Genomic DNA, 19,502 nt, shown 5'->3' with positions numbered 1-19,502 from the left:
AACCTTAGTATAAATTGATACAATTATCAAAGCTGGCCTGCACTGTCAATGTAAACTGGTGAGAATAATTGGGTTGATGAGGTATGCTTTTCAGATTGATAACCTCCATTTGCAGATTCTAGAGAAATACAAGTAGGCATATCGTTGAAAAGGAAACCTTACCCTAAAGAGGTCTACGCTCTTTAGGATTTGTAATCCGAAAGCCTTCTGTAAGGGATTTATAATCCCTAAAGTAACACTAATTGTCTATTACCCAGATGCGACTTCATCGCATCTCTACCTGAATAATCGCCTGTTATTGGGGATTGTAAACTCAAAACTCCGTCATGGTTGGTGGGGACACCAACCATTATGCTTTTAGTAATGGCTGGTGAGGACACCAGCCAAGGCAGAAGATTGGCGTATGGGCCCTTCCAACGTTTACCCCGGGTTTTACCCGGGGCTACCCATATTCAACCCCTCCGGGGTTATGATTCTCATTTCCAACACCTCCCCTACCTTTATGCTTTTCTCTTTTCAACTCAAAACCCAAAACCTACGCTCTTTCGGATTTGTAATCCGAAAGCCGTCTGTAAGGGATTTGTAATCCTTAAAGTAACACTAACCGTCTTTTACTCAGACGCAATGTAGTCGCGTCTCTACTTGAATGATCATCTGCTATTGGGGTTGTAAACTCAAAAACTCCGCCCTGGTTGGTGTCCCCACCAACCATTATGCTTTTAGTAAGGGCTGGTGAGGACACCAGCCAGGGCGGGAGATTGGCGTATGGGCCAGTCCAACGTTTACCCCGGATTAGCATCCAGGGCTATCCATATTCAACCCCTCCGGGGTTATATCTCCCATTTCAAAACCTTTCCCCTAACTTTACCGGTTTTTACCTTTCCAAACTCCAAACTCCAAACTCCAAACTCCAAACTCCAAACTCCAAACTCCAAACTCCAAACTCCAAACTCCAAACTCCAAACTCCAAACTCCAAACTCCAAACTCCAAACTCCAAACTCCAAACTCCAAACTCCAAACCGCAGCGGCGGCCGCTCCAAACCCAAAACTCCAAACCCTAAAGCGTAACCGTTCCAGCCACGACCTGATGATACGGCAGGCTCATTTTCCAGGTTTTGTTTTTATAACGACACAGGATGTTCTGGACTTTCCCTTCTTCCAGACCAGGACGATGGGCGGCTACTACTACTAACTTATTATCCAGCACTGCGGCCCGAACACCCATCGGATTGGGATCTTTATACATATAATCAAACCAACTGATGCCTAGTTTCTGAGCTTTTGCCTGCCAGTTTTCAATATCGTTGGTCCAGGTTTCACCGTTGTCCAGCGAAAATTCGATGTGTAGGTTATACTCTGTTTTCGGATTTTCCCAGAACTTGTTAAACTGCGAAGCCCGCCACTTTCCTGCTTCCAGAGCATAATCAGCGGCATTTAAGTCTACGCCTGGATTCCAGTTACATAGCCCTCCACCCGAGCGAGCAGCTCCGCTTACTAACATCAATAATGGTAAAGATTCACAGATGTGGGGAGCAATCATTTCCAATCCTCCCCCTTCGTAACGCGTCATTACCCAACTGAAACCCCGGTAATTTTTATCAGCAGCATAAGGAGCTCTGGGATCAAGCCATTCCAGACATTTTTTTATGTGCAGACTGCTGCGTTTAGCGTAATCCTGAAAATTAGCATAGGGTTTTCCCTGCCCAATTAATACTTCCTCGTAATGGGCATAAGGCATCATCTCGAAGTAGGTAAATCCATTTTGCTTATACAGATTATAACGGGAAGTGCCGCCGATTTGGCCGTAAGGATTAGCAGGGCCGCCATTCCCTTCCGGGTACAGATTACCCATCCCTGAAGCATACATTCCAAATTCAACGTTAGGATGTTCCTGACGTAATAGTTTCACTCCTTCCGCCAACACCTGATTGTTTTTCCAGGCTGCTGGAAAACCCTCTAAATCAAGATCGAACATGATTCTGGCGTTTCCCCAACCATAATTTTCCGCCCTTGAATACCACCAGCCCATGAGGTAGTTTTTCACATCAACGGGCGTCACCGTTACTGGATTCGTCCATAACCCGTGTAAAGCCCCCTGGCTTTTGCATAAATCATCATCGCCTAGCATTTCATACAATCCCGTTCCCGGTGGGAGGGTCTTCAGAAACGCTCTGCCCTGAGCATTCGTAATCTGCTGATACGCCTCCTTTTCAACCAGTGTCCGAATGGGAAAAAAGGTATTTCCTTTTAATACAAACGCCCTTTGTTGGTCGATTTTATCCGGCGAGAGTTTCATGGCAGCCCAGAAAGAACCTTTGGGCATTTCGAAATCAGGAATTTCGGACAAACTTAGTTTCGTCAACCGCAGGGCATTGACGGGCTGAAAAGTAGCCGCTGTATACTGCGTAGTTTGCTCGGAAGAATTCGTACAGGTATCAACGCGGGGAGTTACTCCTAATAAAATAAATAAGGCTAATGAATGTATTTTCATGTAGTCAAGGAAGGTATGTTCGGTATAAGTTCAACGTACGAAACTTGCGATTTGTTGGTTCAACTCGCTTTTTCTGAATTTCCTTATCCGTTTTCATGCCAGACGATATCTTTAACCAGTGGAGAAGTCTGAATCTGACGAATCAACCCAAACATTTCCTGACCGGAAGCCAAGGTTTTGATTTTCAAATAAATAATTACCTCTTTTGATTTTTTCTCAGTGCTTAGGTAAGAGATCGTAACTCCCTGATCCGTTAGTAGCTGTTGCAGTTGATCTAGTACTGCTGGCCCAGCTTCTGCTTTTATTTTGATCACCTGCTGGTGATGTTTGGTGAAGAATAGTTTTTGCAGAGGCTTTAATCCCAATAAAATAAACAGTATGGTAATAGTAGTTAGAAAAGCCGCGAAATACATGCCTCCTCCCGCAGCTAACCCTACCGCCGAAACGGTCCATAAGCCAGCCGCAGTAGTTAGCCCCCGTATAATTTCGTTTCTTAAAAACAGAATTGTACCTGCTCCAATGAAGCCAATCCCACTCACGACCTGAGCCGCCACCCGCGAAGGGTCCAGCGAAACGTGTTCAACACCCCGAACATCCTCAAAACCATACGTAGATACCATCATCGCCAGACAGGAACCTACGCAAACCATCATATGGGTGCGTAGGCCAGCGGTCCATTCTTTGCGTTCGCGTTCAATTCCTACCAATCCACCACACAAAGCTGCCACGGCAATGCGTGTAACTACAGTTGTCCATTCGATCATAATAGCTCTGATTTTACAGAAAGAACGGAAAAGATCAGACCAGTAATGGCTTAGCTTTACTGGATTATCCCAATTGAGTAGAAAAGGTTCATGTTTCCCAGACGCTAGTGCTGCCGGTGGAAAAGCTGGCTAGGCTACGCTTGTCTTTTAATGTAACCCCACTTAAGATACCTATGACAATGAATGAAATGTTAACCAAGTTCAACTCCCTTAGAAACTAGTGCTGGCAGCGGGCATAGGGGAACTATTAAACTTAATATTACTTTCTGACTTCAAAAAAGTCGCCCTTATTCCAGGTTGGTCGGACTGGGTTTTGAGCAATTTGGTAACTAACCAGAAAATTAACCTGCACGTATGTAACTCCGGCTGACCATACAAACGAATCGTTTAGATTGTCAGAAACTTTGTGGTAATGGGCATCCCGCCAGATTCTCACCTTCTCAGCCAGATTCAAAGCCGGATTTGCTTTCGCATAACCATATTTAATGTGCAAAGCCGGAATACCTGCTTTCACAAAATTATACTGATCACTCCGCACAAAGCGACCCTCGCTGGGATCAGGATCGGTTTCTACCTGTAAATGCAGAGCCTGGGCGGCGTTTTCTACAGTTGTTAACAGGCTACTATGTTCAGCTCCCAACGGAGCAACCGATTCCAGTGGAGCTAATAGCGTAGGCATATCGGTGTTAATATCTGCTACGATTTGTTTTTGGGGAACAGTTGGAAAAGCCGTAAAATACCCCGAGCCCAGCAAGCCCATTTCTTCGGCGGTTACCATCAAAAACAACAATGAACGCTTGGGCTTTTCCTTCAGATTCGCATATATTCGGGCAATTTCCAGGGCACAGGCTACGCCCGAAGCATTGTCGTGAGCCCCATTGTAAATGGAATCGCCGTTAACGGGTTTTCCTACCCCAAGGTGATCCAGGTGGGCAGAATGAATGACATATTCTTTCTTCAACTTCGCGTCAGAACCTTCAATTTTCCCGATGACATTGTAACTCAGCAGATTAGTAAATTTGTTCTCATAATGCCCTTTCACTTTACTTTTTAGCGGTCGACTTACGTATTCGCCCCGTTCCAATTTTAGCCAGAGTTCATCCAGAGCAATGTTTTCGGCCTGCATGAGTTGCTGCAAAGCCTGCACGGAAAGGCCCCCTGCTACCTGAATTTTTCCTCCCAAAGCCGCCGCCGAACTTACCCGTTCGCCGGATTTTGAAACCGATGCATTGATGCCATTCAGGCTATAATTCGTTGCTGACGTTTTAAAAACGACCGGGTTGTTCGTGTAGTTACAAACCAGCACACCAATAGCTCCGTGTTTGGCTGCAAAGGCCTGAGCCGTAGCCGGATAATTCAGGTGAAGTTTCACGTTGGCCGCCGCATCTTCCGGAATTTTACGCAAAACGACGACGATTTTTCCTTTCACATCAATATTCCGGTAATCTTCAAAATTGATTTGTGGTGTATCAAAACCCGCCCCAACGAAAACCAGTGGAGCATTGAAGTCTACGGATTCTTTTTCGGGATGTGGCGTGAACACATAATCAACGCCCCATTGCCATTGTTTCTCCTCGCCCGAAGGCAAAGTCAGGGTTAAGGCCGCCGTGGCAGGGTTAATTTTTGAGTTTCGCAGGTACACTTCCTGAAGATATCCGCCTTTCTCTCCAGCGGGCTGTAAACCCATCTTTTTATACTGCTCTACGACATAATCAACGGCCATTTTATACCCCGGCGAACCGGCCTTCCGGCCCAGCAATTGATCGTTAGCTAAGTAGGCGACGTGAGCTTTAATCCGGTTGGAATCAACACTGGAAAGATCATTTAAAATAGATTCAGGAATCTGGGCGGAAGCCGTCAGCGAAAGAACGCAGCTGAACAGCCCAACGATTTTTTTAATCATGCGTGATAAAGTGCTTGAGTGGAAATCTAAACAAAGCGGAAGAGGCAAGATACAAAAAGCCCCGCATATAGCCGAAGTACTAGGTTTGGGGCATAAAAAAGCCGCCCGTCGTTCGTGACGACGGGCGGCTTTGCCTGTATAGGAGATCAACCCTTCTTTCTAGTTCATCAACTCCGTATAGAGTGAATAAAACTTGTCTGACATTTCTTCCTGTTCTTCGGGTAACTCTACCTTCTTCTCAGGATTATCGTTCAGGATTTGATTAACGCTTTCGCTGTAATCTTCAACGGCTTTAATTACTACATCAGCGTATTGAACTCCGATTTTAATAAAGCCATCGTAATCTAAAGAACTAAGACTTAAAAGCATGTCGTCATTAATGTCGAGTGCTTTTACTTTGTCGAGTAATTCTTCGGTAAATTTATAATTGAATGAATTATTATAAACCGAGAACACTGACTTGGTATCTTTGAACATCGGATCTTTTCGATACGTTGTTTTCAGATACAGGGGAATCAGAGCCGTCATCCAGTCATTACAGTGAACAATATCGGGTGACCAGCCTAATTTACGAACCGTTTCAATGACGCCTTTGCAAAAGAAAATGGCACGTTCGTCGTTATCTTCGTAGAATTTCTCATCTTTATCGAAGAACACTGATTTCCGGTGGAAATAGTCTTCGTTATCAATAAAGTAGACCTGCAACTTGGCACTTGGTACGGACGCTACTTTGATCACCAGTGGTTTTTCATCGTCGCCTACCGAAATATTGATCCCGGAGAGACGAACGACTTCATGAAGGCGATTTTTACGCTCATTGATCAGTCCAAAACGAGGAACCAGTATTCGGATTTCCATGCCCCGCTCCTGCATAGCCTGGGGAAGTTTTCGCACGTATTCGGCAACGTCTGTGATTTGAAGAAAGGGATTGATCTCACTGGCAACGTACAAAATCCGGAGTTTACTCATGGGGCTTCAAGAGTTTACGAAATGGGTAAGGATATTCCAAATTCGCTTGCAAAAATATAAAAAAAACGCCTAAAATCCATGAATTAATTTATAAAAAACTATACTTGCAAGTTTTTGACGAGCTGAACTTTTGTACCCTGTTCATAAGTTCACTTCTTCATTAAACCTGACTCTCAGGACTTCAGGCATACGCACTTTTGAAATTTATTGCAGTCCATGCATCTCTTTACTACTATTGCCGAGTTACGTTCCTTTCTCGCCCAGCAGCCCCAATCCATCGGATTTGTGCCCACCATGGGAGCTTTACACGAAGGACATTTACAATTAATCCGAAAAGCCCGGGCGGAAAATGAACGGGTGGTTTGTAGCATTTTTGTAAACCCCATTCAGTTTAATAACGCTGAGGATTTAGCCCGTTACCCCCGTACTCTGGAGCAGGATTCTGCCTTGCTGGAAGCCGCTGGATGCGACGTCATTTTCGCTCCCTCAGCCGAGGAAATGTATCCCTCCGCTCCCGTTATGACTTTTGACTTTGGTCCGCTGGAACGAGTGCTGGAAGGGGCCTTTCGCCCCGGTCACTTCAATGGCGTAGGCATTGTGGTTTCCAAACTTTTCCACCTGGTGCAACCTACGCGGGCGTATTTTGGGCAGAAGGATTTGCAGCAATGTCTCATCGTTCGTCGGCTGATTAATGACCTGAGTTTTCCGATTGAGTTAATCATTGCTCCTACCGTTCGGGAAGCTGACGGATTGGCCATGTCCTCCCGCAACCGCAACTTAACGCAAGAAGAAAGGGCTTTGGCTCCGTTCATTCAGGCGGAATTACAAAACGCCAAACGTGCCCTGGAGGCCGGACTGAGCGTATCCCAGGTAAAAGCAGCCTTACTTCACGCTTTTACCGAGCAGCCCGCATTTAGTCTGGAATATTTTGAAGTAGCCAATATCGAAAACTTACTTCCGCTGGAAGTTTATACTCCCGGACAACCCGCTGCGTTGTGTCTGGCAGCACACTTGGGGAAAGTTCGGCTGATTGATAATGTATTAGTGAATGCATAATACTAAGTAAGCCCGGCACTTCACAAAAGTGCCGGGCTTTGATTTTTAAACAGAACTCTTTTTAAAATTACTTCGCAAACCAGAGTTTAAGTTGCATGGTATTACCTCCTCCCATGCTAGCTAAAGCCGCTTTCATATTGGCACCGTTTAGGTTCTCTTCCGAAGAAGGATAAGGTAAACGTGTAGGGATCATGTTGCTGTTATAATTAATGGCAGGAGCCTTGAGAGCTGGAACGCCCGTTCGGCGAAATTCCGTCCAGGCTTCTATACCCTGACCGAACAAAGCAATCCACTTTTGCTCTAAAACCTGATTGATTGCCTGATTAGTATCAGAGCTCAAGGTAGTAGTATAGGTGGAAGGGATGCTCAACCCATACTGATCCATAGAGGCTTTGATTCCCGCCGCATAGTTTGTTTCAGCAGTTCCGGCAGCCGTCACTCCCCGCAGGGCCGCTTCGGCCTTGATGAAATTTAATTCAGCAAAGGTCATGAGAACCGAAGGCGAAGTGGCCGCTACAAAATAATCCCCTACTTTAGAAGTTTTGGCTAACCCAAGGGCACCGGCTTCCGTATTAGATAAGCCATTCGGAACGCCCACATAAGCTCCGTTGACTTTATTGGCGTAAACCGCCAGACGAGGATCATTCAGAGCTTGCAGTTTATCCGTGAGTGTTTTCGAAACCCGATGATCATCTCTGGTTTTACGGTTCTGATTGATCGGGTTGTTGTTGGGAGCATCCGTTAGATACACCAGTTTCGCATTATCACTCACCGCAGTCATCACCGGATACTTCGTGGGGTCACTCAAGATGCGGGTCATTTCAGCTTTTACATCAATAGGAGCATCCGACTTGGCAAGCATTCGGTTCAATAAACGCAAGCTCAGGGAGTTGGCAAATTTTTTCCATTTGGTCATGTCTCCTGCGTAGATTAAATCTGCGGCGGTATTCACCGTTTTGGTATTAATTAACTCACTGGCGGTTTTTAAATCTTTCACTAATCCCGCGTAGACATCTTTCTGAGCATCGTATTTAGGGTAAGTGGTACCCTTGGTGCCTTTCAATGCTTCCGAGTAAGGAATGTCGCCGTAAATATCCGTTAACTGGGAAAAGAAATATGACCGCATGATTAAACCAATGGCCTGATAATTTTCATTCCCACCCGCTTTACCCAAGTCAATAATCTTCTCGAAATCAGCATTCGCTTCAATATACAGGTTTTGCCAGGGCGTGTCTTGTACGTCCGTAGTGAAGTTGTACTGATCAATTTCCGTATACTGAATACGAGCCCAGTGCTGAGACCATCCCGATCCTACGTCCTGTCCGAGTGATCCACCCCAAATCGTATTCACGCCTACGCGAATCCCGTGTGGCATCAACAATTCGGGGGGTAAAGAAGTAGGATCATTAGGGTTGGTATTGATTACATCAAAGTTTTTTTCGCAACTGCTTGCCAGAAATAACCCTGCTATTAAGGCCGCTGAGTACGAAAGTTTATGGAAAAATTTCATATAAATACGATGTTTCGAGTACTGTTAATTCGAATAAGTTCCCAGTATTTCCTGATTTTGAAATACGTTTTCTCCCTTTTACAAACCGAATCCGACATTGAATCCAATGCTCCGGGCTGAAGGCAGGTTACCATTCTCAAAGCCCTGAACGTTTCCGTCTCCGTAATAGCTGGTTTCAGGATCAATGTGTGGTACGTTACTGTACAACAGAGCGAGATTTCGTCCTACTGCCGATACTGTAATGTTACGGAAGGGTGTTTTGCTAACCCAACGGCTAGGAATGGTGTAGCTTATCCGCAGTTCACGCCACTTTACGTAACTGGCGTCAAACATGTAGTTCTCGTTATTATTGCGATTATAGAAATTGTGGTAATAGTTTTCGGGAAGTACGACTGCCTTCGTATTCTTGGTATAAGTGGTTGAGCCGTCTGCATTCTTGGTTTCAGTAACCCCAGGAGCTACGATATTACCTGTTTCTCTGCCGGGTAAGGTTTCTTTCAGCACACCTGTGTAACGACCAATGTTAATTCCCTGCGAGAAAATCTGACCGCCGAAACGCATGTCGAACAGGGTGCTAACCGAGAAGTTTTTGTAAGTAATGGCCGTTTGAAGACCTCCCGTCCATTTAGGCATAATGTTGCCAATTACTTTGCGGTCGGAAGACATAACAGGATAACCACTAGCATCGATAATGGCCTGTCCGTCAGGAGCACGACGTGTATAGGTACCGTAGAAATTTCCGTATGCATACCCAGGACGAGCTTCCAGAATGACATTACGCAACAAAGATCCGGTGTTGATTTGGTAGCTGCTAAGCCCCCCTAAATCCACTACTTCAGAGCGGTTACGGGCGTAGTTCACCGTTACATCCCAGCGAAAACCGTTGTCCAGCTTAATCGGTGAAGCAGAGAGTTCAACTTCAATACCTGAGTTACGAATCTTTCCACCGTTAATTACCGTGTTGTAGTAGCCAGAGCTTTGAGGAACGTTCGCCCGTAAAATCTGGTCAGACGTAGACTTATCGTAATAGGTAATCTCCAGGTTGATTAAGTTCTTAAACAAACGGGTTTCAATCCCAGCCTCAAAAGCCTTCGTCATTTCCGGCTTAAGATTACTGTTATAGATTAAGTTGTTTTCCGAGAAAGTAGTAACTGAACCCCAGGCGTCTTCAGCCTGGTATACCTGCTGGGTTGCATAAGGATCTGTGTCGTTTCCTACCTGAGCCCAACCGGCACGAGCCTTCAGATAAGACAACACTGGAGACTGCAAATTGAGAGCATCCGTCAGGACCGCACTTCCAGAAATGGAAGGATAGAAATAGCTAGGATTGGCGGGTAATGTGGAAGACCAGTCATTACGGGCCGTCAGATCCATAAACAGGTAATCGCGGAAGGAGAAACTAGCTTGTCCGTAGACAGAGTTAACCACTTTCTTCGTGTTACGATTGTAAACGTTTGGACGTACCGCAGAGTTGGCAATGTTGTACAGGTTAGGAATTCTTAACTCAGGAGCCTGTAAATAATCCCGCTGGAAATAATTGTAACGATGGTTCCCTCCGACACTGACCGTAGCCTGAAAATCACCGAATTTACGATCACCCGTCACCAAGAAATCCGTGTTCGTTTCCTGAACGTATACATTATCCTCCGCAAATTCACCGTTAACCAGTCCTACTCCCTTCGCACGTTTAGTGATGCGTCGATCCATCCCAAAATCAGTACCCGAACGACCCATTACTTTAAGCCAGGGCAATAACTGATACGTTAACTGCACGTTCCCTACCACTCGATCCTTATCGTTGGCATACGTCTGACGATTTAAAACGTAGTAGGGGTTATTCCAGTAATTGGAGTTCCAGTTTCGTTGTACAGGCCATTGGCTGGGATCTGTTCCCGGCACCACATCCTGTTTCAGGTCTTCCAGATCTACCTGACGCCCAAACCAGATCCAGTAGAGATTGAGGTTCTGACGGTTATCCGAACCGTCTTTGATGTAGTTTACCGCAGCTCTGGCGTGTAGTTTCGGAGTCAGGTTATAGCCCGCGTTAAATGACAGGTTTTTCCGCTTGTAATTGGTGTTGGGGTACATCCCCTTTTGATACAAATTGGTAAAGGATAAGCGAAAATCCCCTTTATCGCTGCCACCTGTGATGGCTACGTTATTGGTTGTGGTTAAACCCGTTTCATGGAAATTCTTTACGTTATCAGGATGAGCTACCCAGGGAGTTGGAATACGTTTACCCGTTGCCGGATCAATGGGTGAATTAAACTGAGCAATGAGTCGACCGTCCATTTTAGGACCCCAGCTTTCATCTACGCCATCATTTATTCCACCACCTTTGCCGTCTACATATTCAAAAACGCCGCCGCCGTAAGTTCCATCGGAATTTAATTTACCAAATCCCTGTCCATACTCATTTTGCCAGTCCGGGAGGCGAAACGGACGATCAAATGTCACGTTGGAATTTACTGAGATACCAATTCCTTTGGAGCCTTTTCCTGATTTGGTAGTAATCAAAATAACTCCATTCGCAGCCCGCGATCCATACAAAGCCGCCGCATTGGCACCTTTCAGTACAGAAATATTATCAATGTCATCAGGGTTAATGGCAGAAGCTCCGTTTCCGTAGTCTACCGTTACGTTATTCGTATTCGTAGCTGAAGCATTAGCGGCTGTATTGTAGCTTCCATTATCAATGGGAATACCATCCACCACAAACAAAGGCTGGTTATTACCACCAATGGAGTTCGCTCCGCGTATCATAATCCGGGAGGAGGCTCCAGGCTGGCCATTCGAGTTTGTAACCTGAATACCCGCAATTTTCCCCGAAAGAGCATTGACCAGGTTGGTAGGCCGGGCCTGCGTAATTTCTGAGTTCTTTAAATCCTGAACATTATAGCCTAAGGCCTTTTTATCTCGCTCAATACCCAAAGCGGTTACCACTACCTCACTTAAACTGCTGGCATTCATTTGCAGCGAGACATTTAGCTCGCTTTCGTTACCCAGATTAACTTCTTTCGTAACAAAACCCACATAGCTAAAAATCAGTACACTACCAGATCCCACGTTGAGCTGATAAGTTCCGCTTCCATTGGTCGTAGTGCCTTTATTCGTTCCCTTTACCGAGATGGAAACTCCGGGCAACGGCTGACCATCTTCTATCGAAGTAACCAGCCCGGTCAGTTGCCGATCCTGAGCGGATACTTGCAACCAGAGATTAGTCAGCAGAAATAATAAAAAAGATAAACGTTTCTTCATAAGTATATGCTACTCGTTTTAAGTGGAAAATAAGGAGTCAGCCCGCTTCTCACCTGAGAAGCAGAATCAGAAAATCAAAGCAGAAAAAGAGAAGAAGCCTAACTTAGAAGAGGCAGAGAATTAATATAAAATTGTTGCATAATTTTGGTTAAAACTGAATGGAAGAAAGGCGTTCTGACTACAAATACCTCAAAACGCAAGCCAATATTACGACAACGTCATCTATTTTCAAATAATATTTCAGTAAATATTGACTTTTGCCACATATAGCACACCATAAATACCATTATACAGAATAAAAATTCAAAATAACCACATACACTTTCATATTATTCCAATCCATTAATTTATATTTTTAAACCTCTTTTTAGAATAATTGTATAATTATTTAAACATATGCATCATTTAAAAACCACTCTAAAGCCATTTTTAAAATTACTAGCATTAATATAGGCTTATTGAAACCTAACAATCAAAACCCATAAACAACAAAAAAAGCCTTTCTGGCTTAGAAAGGCTTTCCACGTAGTAAATAGTTATTGTATCATACAGTTAATTCACGGAACAGTGCTTCCAGCGATTTTCCCGTTTGTTTCAACGATTCAATGGTATCGTTCGCCACTAGTTTTCCGCGTTTCAGGATAATGGCCCGGTCACAGATGGCTTCTACTTCCTGCATGATATGCGTTGAAAATAATACCGTTTTTTCCTGACCGATGGCCTTGATAACCGACCTGATCTCCACGAGCTGATTCGGGTCTAGCCCCGTCGTGGGCTCATCCAGAATCAATACCTGCGGATTGTGTACCAGAGCCTGAGCCAACCCTACCCGTTGTCGATAGCCTTTTGAGAGCTGCCCGATGCGTTTATGCTGCTCCTGCCCCAGGCCTACCTGCTCAATTACGTCTTTTACCCGGTGCGTCAGTACCTCCCCTTTCAATCCGTACATTTCGCCAACAAACCGCAGAAACTCTTTTACGTACATGTCCAGGTACAGCGGATTATGCTCGGGCAGGTATCCCAAATGCTTCCGAACGTCCATGGAATGCTGCGTAACGTCATAGCCCGCCACTTCCACCGTTCCACTGGTAGGGTGCAGATAACCCGTAGCAATTTTCATAGTCGTGGATTTTCCAGCTCCGTTAGGGCCCAGAAAACCGACGATTTCGCCCGGCTTCACTTCAAAACTGAGCTGATCCACTGCTTTTTGCGGACCGTATATTTTGGTTAGATCTTTGACAAGAATAGACACGCGAGAAGGCTCTAGTAAATGAAATGTTCTCTAAATCAATTAAGGATGCAAAGTAAAACGCGAAGCCTGTAAAAACTGATATATCTTTCCACAATTCCCAGAATCTCGGCATTTCGTCGACCTCCAGTCTTGAATGCTTAACGGGATTACCTATTTTTACCTGAATATTCACTTCGTCGCGAGCAATTTTCTACTTTTTCTGGAAAGAATAGGTTCATTTTCAGACCCTAAGGCATTGAAACAGTCGAGTGCTCCCATATACCTTATCACGAAACACCTTTAGCAGCCGTGGCCAACGACTCCCTTTTTCGTAAAAAATCAATTCAACAAGTTCTGAACAACGACGCCACGGGCGAGTCACACGGCTTGACCAAAATCCTCGGTGTCCGGGATTTAACCTCGCTGGGTATTGCGGCTATCATCGGAGCCGGGATTTTCAGTACCATCGGTCGAGCCAGTTTTGACGGCGGCCCTGCCGTTTCCTTACTTTTCGTCTTTACCGCGATTGCCTGCGTTTTTACGGCTTTAAGTTACGCTCAGTTTGCCTCGACCGTTCCGGTTTCGGGCAGTGCTTATACGTACGCTTATGTGTCTTTCGGTGAAATTTTCGCCTGGATTATCGGCTGGGCGTTGATTCTGGAATACGCCGTTTCCAACATGGTAGTTGCCATTTCCTGGTCGGAATATTTTACTTCCATGCTGGCGGGCTTCGGTCTTCATCTTCCCGACTGGTTAACCTCTAATCCCTTCTCGGCCAGCGAGGCAGCTCAGGCTTCGGCCCCTACCCTGGGCGGCATAAAGCTGATTCTGGACCTTCCCGCTGGTCTGATTACCGTCTTGGTTACCGCTCTGGTTTACATCGGTATTAAGGAATCCAAGAACGTGAGTAATATGCTTGTAGCTCTGAAAATGGCGGTTATTCTACTGGTCATCGGAGCCGGAGCTTTTTACGTAAAACCCGAAAACTGGTCGCCCTTTGCCCCGAACGGCGTGGGTGGTGTGCTTAGCGGAGTAGCCGCCGTTTTCTTCGCTTTCATCGGATTTGACTCGATCTCGACCACCGCCGAAGAATGTAAAAATCCCCAACGCGACATGCCGCGGGCGATGATTTACTGTCTGATTATCTGTACGATTATGTACGTCCTGATTACGCTGGTGTTAACGGGAATGGTGCATTATAAAGAATTGAACGTTGACGATCCGCTGGCGTATGTTTTCCATAAAGTAGGTTTTGATTTCATCGCCGGGGTTATCTCCGTATCAGCAGTAATTGCCATTACCAGTGCATTATTAGTGTATCAGTTAGGTCAGCCCCGTATCTGGATGACGATGAGCCGCGATGGACTGTTATGGCCCATGTTCTCCAGAATTCACCCCAAATTTCATACGCCTTCGTTTGCTACGATTGTAACCGGTTTTGTGGTTGCCATTCCTTCCATGTTTTTCGACATGGGTTTCTTCATTGACCTGACCAGCGTGGGTACGTTCTTCGCGTTTATCCTGGTTTGTGGCGGGGTATTGTACATGGATTATCAGGGCTTAAGCACGTATTCCAAGTTTCGAGTGCCTTACGTGAACGGGAAATTTATCGTAGGAATTGGCTTTGTAATGGCCCTGGCCTTTGCCATTTACTCGGGTCATTTTGTACTGGCGATGGAAGAGAAACCGCTGTTATTCGTATTCTGGCTGGTTTTTGCTACGCTTTCGGTGATGAGTTACCGTTATAACTTTTCATTACTTCCCGTTTTAGGCATTCTTACCAACCTCTACCTGATGACCGAACTCGGCATTCTGAACTGGGGAGCGTTTGTGGCCTGGCTTATTATTGGTCTGGTGATTTACTTTAGTTATGGCCGTCAGCATTCAAAACTGGCGAAGTAAGTTTTATTCTTTCCCTATAACGCTGAACGTATGATTCGTCGCTTGCTTCTGATTACGTCTATTCTTGGGTATTCCAGCTTTGCCTGGGCTCAAAAGAAAATTCATCATTCAGAAATGGCCCCTGCCCCCATCGGTCCTTACAGCCAGGCCGTGGAAGCCAATGGTTTGGTGTTCGTTGCCGGACAAATCGGAATCCACCCGAACACTAAAAAGCTGGTAACGGGTGGCGTAGAAGCCGAAGTTCCTCAGATTATGGAGAACATTTTAGCCATTCTGAAAGCCGCCCACCTGGATTATACAAACATTGTTAATACGACCATCTACGTCAAAGATTTGTCCGATTTCCAACGAATTAACACGCTTTACGGAAAGTATTTTCAAAGTAATTATCCCGCTCGTACCACCGTCGGTGTGTCTGATTTACCTGCCGGAGCAAATGTAGAAATTACGGTTATCGCTGCCCGAATGAAATAAAAGAGGTCACAAAAAAAGACGGCTGGAATCTACCCAGTCGTCTTTTTTATAATTTATAAGTTTCTTTCTTTCGGCTAAGGCCAAAAGCCTCTCCTAACCGTTAAGAAGTTTCCAGTCGTTAAAGAACTTATCTCCCGAAACACTCATCGGTAAGCTGGGCTTACGAAGAACCTTGGTGTTTCGAACTGGTTTAAAAACTAAACCAAGTTTGATAAATAAGCGACGAGTAGCGAAGGAATAATTCATGGCTTTTACGGTATTGAATGGTTATAATATCAATGAACGTCTTTAGCTCGTCTGATAGTATTCTTCACATAACTAAAATACTATGCCAAAGCTCTTTTTATCGACGAAAAACCATAAAAAAAAGTCTGACTCTCGCGAGTCAGACTTTTTTGTGATAGCTACCTCAGGGATTAATCATTACGGCGACCACCCATTAATAAGCTAACATAGTACAGTAAAGTGGCCAAAGAACCAATGGCAGCTACTACATAGGTGCGAGCCGCCCATTTCAGGGCATCCGCCGCCATCGTGTGTTCCCGAGGAGTTACAGTCCCGGTGCGTTCAATCCAGGCCAGAGCCCGGTTCGATGCATCGTACTCAACGGGAAGAGTAATGAAGCTAAACAGCGTGGTGGCTGCGAATAAAGCTACCCCAATAGCCAACGGGATGGGTGTGGTATTGAGTAAAAAAATACCCGCCAAAATGATCCATTGCATCCAACTGGAAGCAATACTCAGAAAAGGTACCATTGAACTTCGGAATTGAAGCCAACTATAAGCCGTTGCGTGCTGTACAGCATGACCGCATTCGTGAGCAGCTACGGCGGCGGCAGAAACGCTTCTTCCGTAATAAACGTCATTACTCAAATTTACCGTTTTATCGGCGGGGTTGTAGTGATCCGTCAACTGCCCTTCTACGGACAACACCCGAACATCGTAAATGCCGTTATCATGCAGCATTTTTTCAGCAATTTCTTTTCCTGAAAGGCCATTAGCCAATCCTACCTGAGAGTATTCCGTGAATTTACTTCGCAGTCGCCAACTCACTAACGAACTGACAATCATCACGACTATACCAATTAAATATGCTCCTGCCATAGTTATAGTGATTTATTAACTTGCTTTGCTTGAGTTTGAGGGTTTGATTTTGGTTGAAGTTTGAGTCTAATGTAACAACGTTTGAATCAATCACAGAAAGTTAGCCAACTAGATTATACTTTCTCCAACTATATCAAACCCGGGGTTCAATCAAACTTCTTCAAACTCATCAAAAGTTATTCTTGATTTTCTCAATTAACGAAGAAGTCGAAAAACCTTGTACTAGAGGTATCGTTTTCACTTCTCCTCCATTACTTAACACAAAATCCGAACCAACGATAGTTTCTACGCTGTAATCGTCGCCTTTGACCAAAATGTCAGGATTAATGGCCTCAATCAGCTCTTTTGGCGTGGGTTCATCAAACAAAATGACAGTATCCACAAAAGCCAGAGAAGCAATCAACCGGGCACGGGCATACTCATTAACTACTGGTCGAAGTGGTCCCTTGATTCGGGAAACCGATGCATCGGTGTTTAACCCCAGTACCAGACGATCCCCCAGGTTGCGGGCTTTTTCCAGGTAATCCACATGACCCAAATGAACGATATCGAAGCAACCGTTAGTAAAAACAATTTTCTGTCCGCTCGTTTTCCATTCTACTAACTGGGGAATGGCTTCGGCAACGGTTTTAATCTTGGAAGCGGTATTCATAAGGCTTGCTTTCTATGGACAATACTCGTGGATTAAATCACGATTCTGATTCCTTAAGTAACTCTATAATAACTATTCCTCAGCAATTGTTTTCGAGCTAGACCGCGTTAAAAGCGATACAACCAGGAACACTAAGCCAATCGCCAGGGTGCTGATCATTTGCGAACTTTGGATAAAGGTAGCCAAAGTACCGCTGTCAGCTTCGGGTATTTGATAGATGGAATGCAAGGCAAAAGCTACAAACGCATTAAACGAACCCACGCCGCCGGGTGTAGGCAAAATCATGGCTAAGGCTCCGGTCGTTAACGTAGTTAGGGCGACCATCGGCGACAGATCAGCAAACTTGGGAATGGCGAAAAACAAAACGTAACCCATCAGCCAGTACATGCCCCAGATCATGCAGGTATAGAACAGAAACCAGCCCGGCTGACGGAGATTGCGGATGCTCAATAACCCCGATAACAGCCCTTGGCCTGCCTTGGCAAGTTTCTGAACAACAGCCAGTTGAAGCAGACGCTCCCAAAGAAAGAAGACGGCTATTCCTCCCATCACAACGATTCCTAATACAATCCAGATCAACACCGGCACGCCCGAATCCGATTCTGGAGTAGACGAAGTTGCCCCCTGAATGAATGTCAGTAATCGGTTAAAGTCCAGCAGGAGATTCAGGCCTAGTAATAAAAAGAGAGAAACCACGTCGAAAATCCGTTCGGTAACGACCGTTCCCAAAGACTTTTCAATGGGAATACCATCGCTTTTGTAGAGCGAACTGCAACGGGTTACTTCACCCAGACGAGGGACGAGGTTATTCGCAAAATACCCCAGCCAGACAGCCGTATTGGTGTGAAAGAACGAAGGTGTATATCCCATGGGTTCCAGCAGAATACGCCAACGGGCAGCCCGGCTACCGTGGGCCACAAAGGTTAGTAGAATCATTAATCCAACCCAGCGAAAATCGGCCTGCGAAACATCCGCCCAAAGCTGCTGCGGGTTAATGGTGCCGGAGTGAATGGCAAACCAGATCAAGCCCACAGCCAGGCCTACAAATACTAAATATTGAAGTGCTTTCTTCATTGTTCTTAATTACTATCGACAGGTTTCCGGCAAAAATAAACGAGGTGACCCGTTTCCGAATCACCTCGCCCTAAAACTCTTGCGGTCTTTTCATGATCAGAAGAAAAGATTCTTCGCTGAAAAGCTCCTTTTTATTTAACCAAACGATTGTTAGCATCTGGGAATACCACCGTTGGCTTATGCACTTTTGCTTCTTCGGGCGTCATCAGAGCATAAGCCATGATGATAATAATATCTCCCACCTGGGCCCGTCGAGCAGCGGCTCCGTTGAGACAAATGGTCCCACTTCCTCGTTCGCCAACAATGACGTATGTCTCAAAACGCTCGCCATTGTTGTTATTAACAATCTGTACTTTTTCGTTTTCCAGCAGGTTAGCAGCCTCCATTAAATCCTGGTCAATGGTAATGCTACCTACGTAATTCAGCTCCGCCTGCGTTACCCGAACGCGGTGAAGCTTTGATTTCATAATAGTCAGGAACATTCGTGTGTATTGTTTCCAAACCCCCAAACGCGTCAGGGGCCGGCAAAGTTCGGTAAAGTTTTTCAGGAATAGTCATTCGCCTAAAGAAAAGACCTTATCCACTTTGATTCAGTCAAATTAATATCAAATAGAACCTATTTATAAAAAGCCCATTCATTAACCCTTCTAAAACCTATTTTAAATCACTGATACCAAATATTATTCTGCATTATCTTCTTAAAACAGATCTATTATTTCAGGAAGTTCTTAAACAGCCAGATTATAACCAAGTCCTACTTTGTACTTAGCGTAGGCATCGAAAAATTATTATTATTTGTGCAAACGGTTGTTCATCCCATAACAAACGTTTGCACATTCATCGAAGCTGCTTTTCGCCGTTTCTGAGCTCTCAGGGCCTATTGCATTCCGTCTTTTGCTTCGTAATTTCATAGCAGAAACACCTGACAATTGCCATTCATTTGCTTTGTTATTAATAAAACTAATGCGGGAAATTACTCTACTCTAAACCTTATTTAATTAGTACCGGAGATACACATAGAACTTTGCTCTGATGGGTATCTCCGCTTTCACCCTGGTGCTGACTGTCTGCAGCATTCACGCCTCCGTACTTGAAATGTACCATTACCAAGCCC

The 19,502-nt window shown here is 45.0% G+C and carries 15 protein-coding genes; 3 read left to right on the top strand and 12 right to left on the bottom strand.

What is annotated here, in order from left to right:
• Positions 1-1,058 precede the first annotated feature (1,058 nt).
• The 4 genes from QE390_RS12860 to QE390_RS12845 form a co-directional block, all read right to left on the bottom strand.
• The gene (locus QE390_RS12860; protein WP_307142422.1) at positions 1,059-2,492 is read right to left on the bottom strand and encodes a hypothetical protein; all 1,434 of its coding nucleotides are present in this window, start codon (positions 2,490-2,492) and stop codon (positions 1,059-1,061) included.
• 83 nt (positions 2,493-2,575) lie between these two features.
• Positions 2,576-3,256: an MgtC/SapB family protein gene (locus QE390_RS12855; RefSeq protein WP_307142421.1), complete on the bottom strand. Its 681-nt coding sequence runs from the start codon at positions 3,254-3,256 to the stop codon at positions 2,576-2,578.
• A gap of 259 nt (positions 3,257-3,515) precedes the next feature.
• Entirely contained in the window at positions 3,516-5,159 is a 1,644-nt protein-coding gene (locus tag QE390_RS12850; protein WP_307142420.1) for a M20/M25/M40 family metallo-hydrolase, read from the bottom strand.
• A gap of 159 nt (positions 5,160-5,318) precedes the next feature.
• A complete protein-coding gene (locus QE390_RS12845; protein WP_106636348.1) occupies positions 5,319-6,128 on the bottom strand; it encodes a glycogen/starch synthase in 810 nt (269 codons plus the stop codon).
• Between the two features lie 216 nt (positions 6,129-6,344).
• Between QE390_RS12845 and panC the strand changes: the two genes are divergently transcribed.
• Positions 6,345-7,184, top strand: coding sequence for a pantoate--beta-alanine ligase (gene panC, locus QE390_RS12840; protein ID WP_307142419.1), 840 nt, complete (start codon positions 6,345-6,347; stop codon positions 7,182-7,184).
• A 67-nt stretch (positions 7,185-7,251) separates the two neighbouring features.
• Here panC and QE390_RS12835 read toward each other — a convergent pair whose 3' ends face one another.
• The 3 genes from QE390_RS12835 to gldA form a co-directional block, all read right to left on the bottom strand.
• Positions 7,252-8,694 carry a SusD/RagB family nutrient-binding outer membrane lipoprotein gene (locus tag QE390_RS12835; protein WP_307142418.1) on the bottom strand — a complete coding sequence of 481 codons (1,443 nt, stop codon included), beginning with the start codon at positions 8,692-8,694 and terminating at the stop codon, positions 7,252-7,254.
• Positions 8,695-8,772: 78 nt separating this feature from the next.
• Positions 8,773-11,952: a SusC/RagA family TonB-linked outer membrane protein gene (locus tag QE390_RS12830; protein WP_307142417.1), complete on the bottom strand. Its 3,180-nt coding sequence runs from the start codon at positions 11,950-11,952 to the stop codon at positions 8,773-8,775.
• Positions 11,953-12,496: 544 nt separating this feature from the next.
• Complete coding sequence (gene gldA / locus QE390_RS12825; protein ID WP_106636344.1) at positions 12,497-13,204, bottom strand: gliding motility-associated ABC transporter ATP-binding subunit GldA; 708 nt, start codon at positions 13,202-13,204, stop codon at positions 12,497-12,499.
• Between the two features lie 288 nt (positions 13,205-13,492).
• On the opposite strand from gldA, the gene QE390_RS12820 reads away from it, so the two are divergent.
• Both QE390_RS12820 and QE390_RS12815 read left to right on the top strand, forming a co-directional pair.
• Positions 13,493-15,085 carry an amino acid permease gene (locus tag QE390_RS12820; protein WP_307142416.1) on the top strand — a complete coding sequence of 531 codons (1,593 nt, stop codon included), beginning with the start codon at positions 13,493-13,495 and terminating at the stop codon, positions 15,083-15,085.
• 30 nt (positions 15,086-15,115) lie between these two features.
• Entirely contained in the window at positions 15,116-15,559 is a 444-nt protein-coding gene (locus tag QE390_RS12815) for a Rid family detoxifying hydrolase (RefSeq protein ID WP_307142415.1), read from the top strand.
• 93 nt (positions 15,560-15,652) lie between these two features.
• Here the strand turns inward: QE390_RS12815 and QE390_RS12810 are convergent, their stop codons facing one another.
• The 5 genes from QE390_RS12810 to panD all read right to left on the bottom strand — a co-directional run bounded on the left by QE390_RS12810 (position 15,653) and on the right by panD (position 18,870).
• Positions 15,653-15,805 carry a hypothetical protein gene (locus tag QE390_RS12810; RefSeq protein WP_157830284.1) on the bottom strand — a complete coding sequence of 51 codons (153 nt, stop codon included), beginning with the start codon at positions 15,803-15,805 and terminating at the stop codon, positions 15,653-15,655.
• Between the two features lie 170 nt (positions 15,806-15,975).
• The gene (locus QE390_RS12805; protein ID WP_106636342.1) at positions 15,976-16,662 is read right to left on the bottom strand and encodes a zinc metallopeptidase; all 687 of its coding nucleotides are present in this window, start codon (positions 16,660-16,662) and stop codon (positions 15,976-15,978) included.
• Between the two features lie 169 nt (positions 16,663-16,831).
• The gene (rfaE2, locus tag QE390_RS12800; protein ID WP_106636341.1) at positions 16,832-17,314 is read right to left on the bottom strand and encodes a D-glycero-beta-D-manno-heptose 1-phosphate adenylyltransferase; all 483 of its coding nucleotides are present in this window, start codon (positions 17,312-17,314) and stop codon (positions 16,832-16,834) included.
• A gap of 72 nt (positions 17,315-17,386) precedes the next feature.
• Complete coding sequence (locus QE390_RS12795) at positions 17,387-18,388, bottom strand: lysylphosphatidylglycerol synthase transmembrane domain-containing protein (protein ID WP_307142414.1); 1,002 nt, start codon at positions 18,386-18,388, stop codon at positions 17,387-17,389.
• 131 nt (positions 18,389-18,519) lie between these two features.
• The gene (panD, locus tag QE390_RS12790; RefSeq protein WP_106636339.1) at positions 18,520-18,870 is read right to left on the bottom strand and encodes an aspartate 1-decarboxylase; all 351 of its coding nucleotides are present in this window, start codon (positions 18,868-18,870) and stop codon (positions 18,520-18,522) included.
• Positions 18,871-19,502: the final 632 nt, after the last annotated feature.

The organism is Siphonobacter sp. SORGH_AS_1065, from assembly GCF_030818595.1.
GTDB lineage: Bacteria > Bacteroidota > Bacteroidia > Cytophagales > Spirosomataceae > Siphonobacter.
This window is presented reverse-complemented; position numbering and strand designations above follow the sequence as displayed.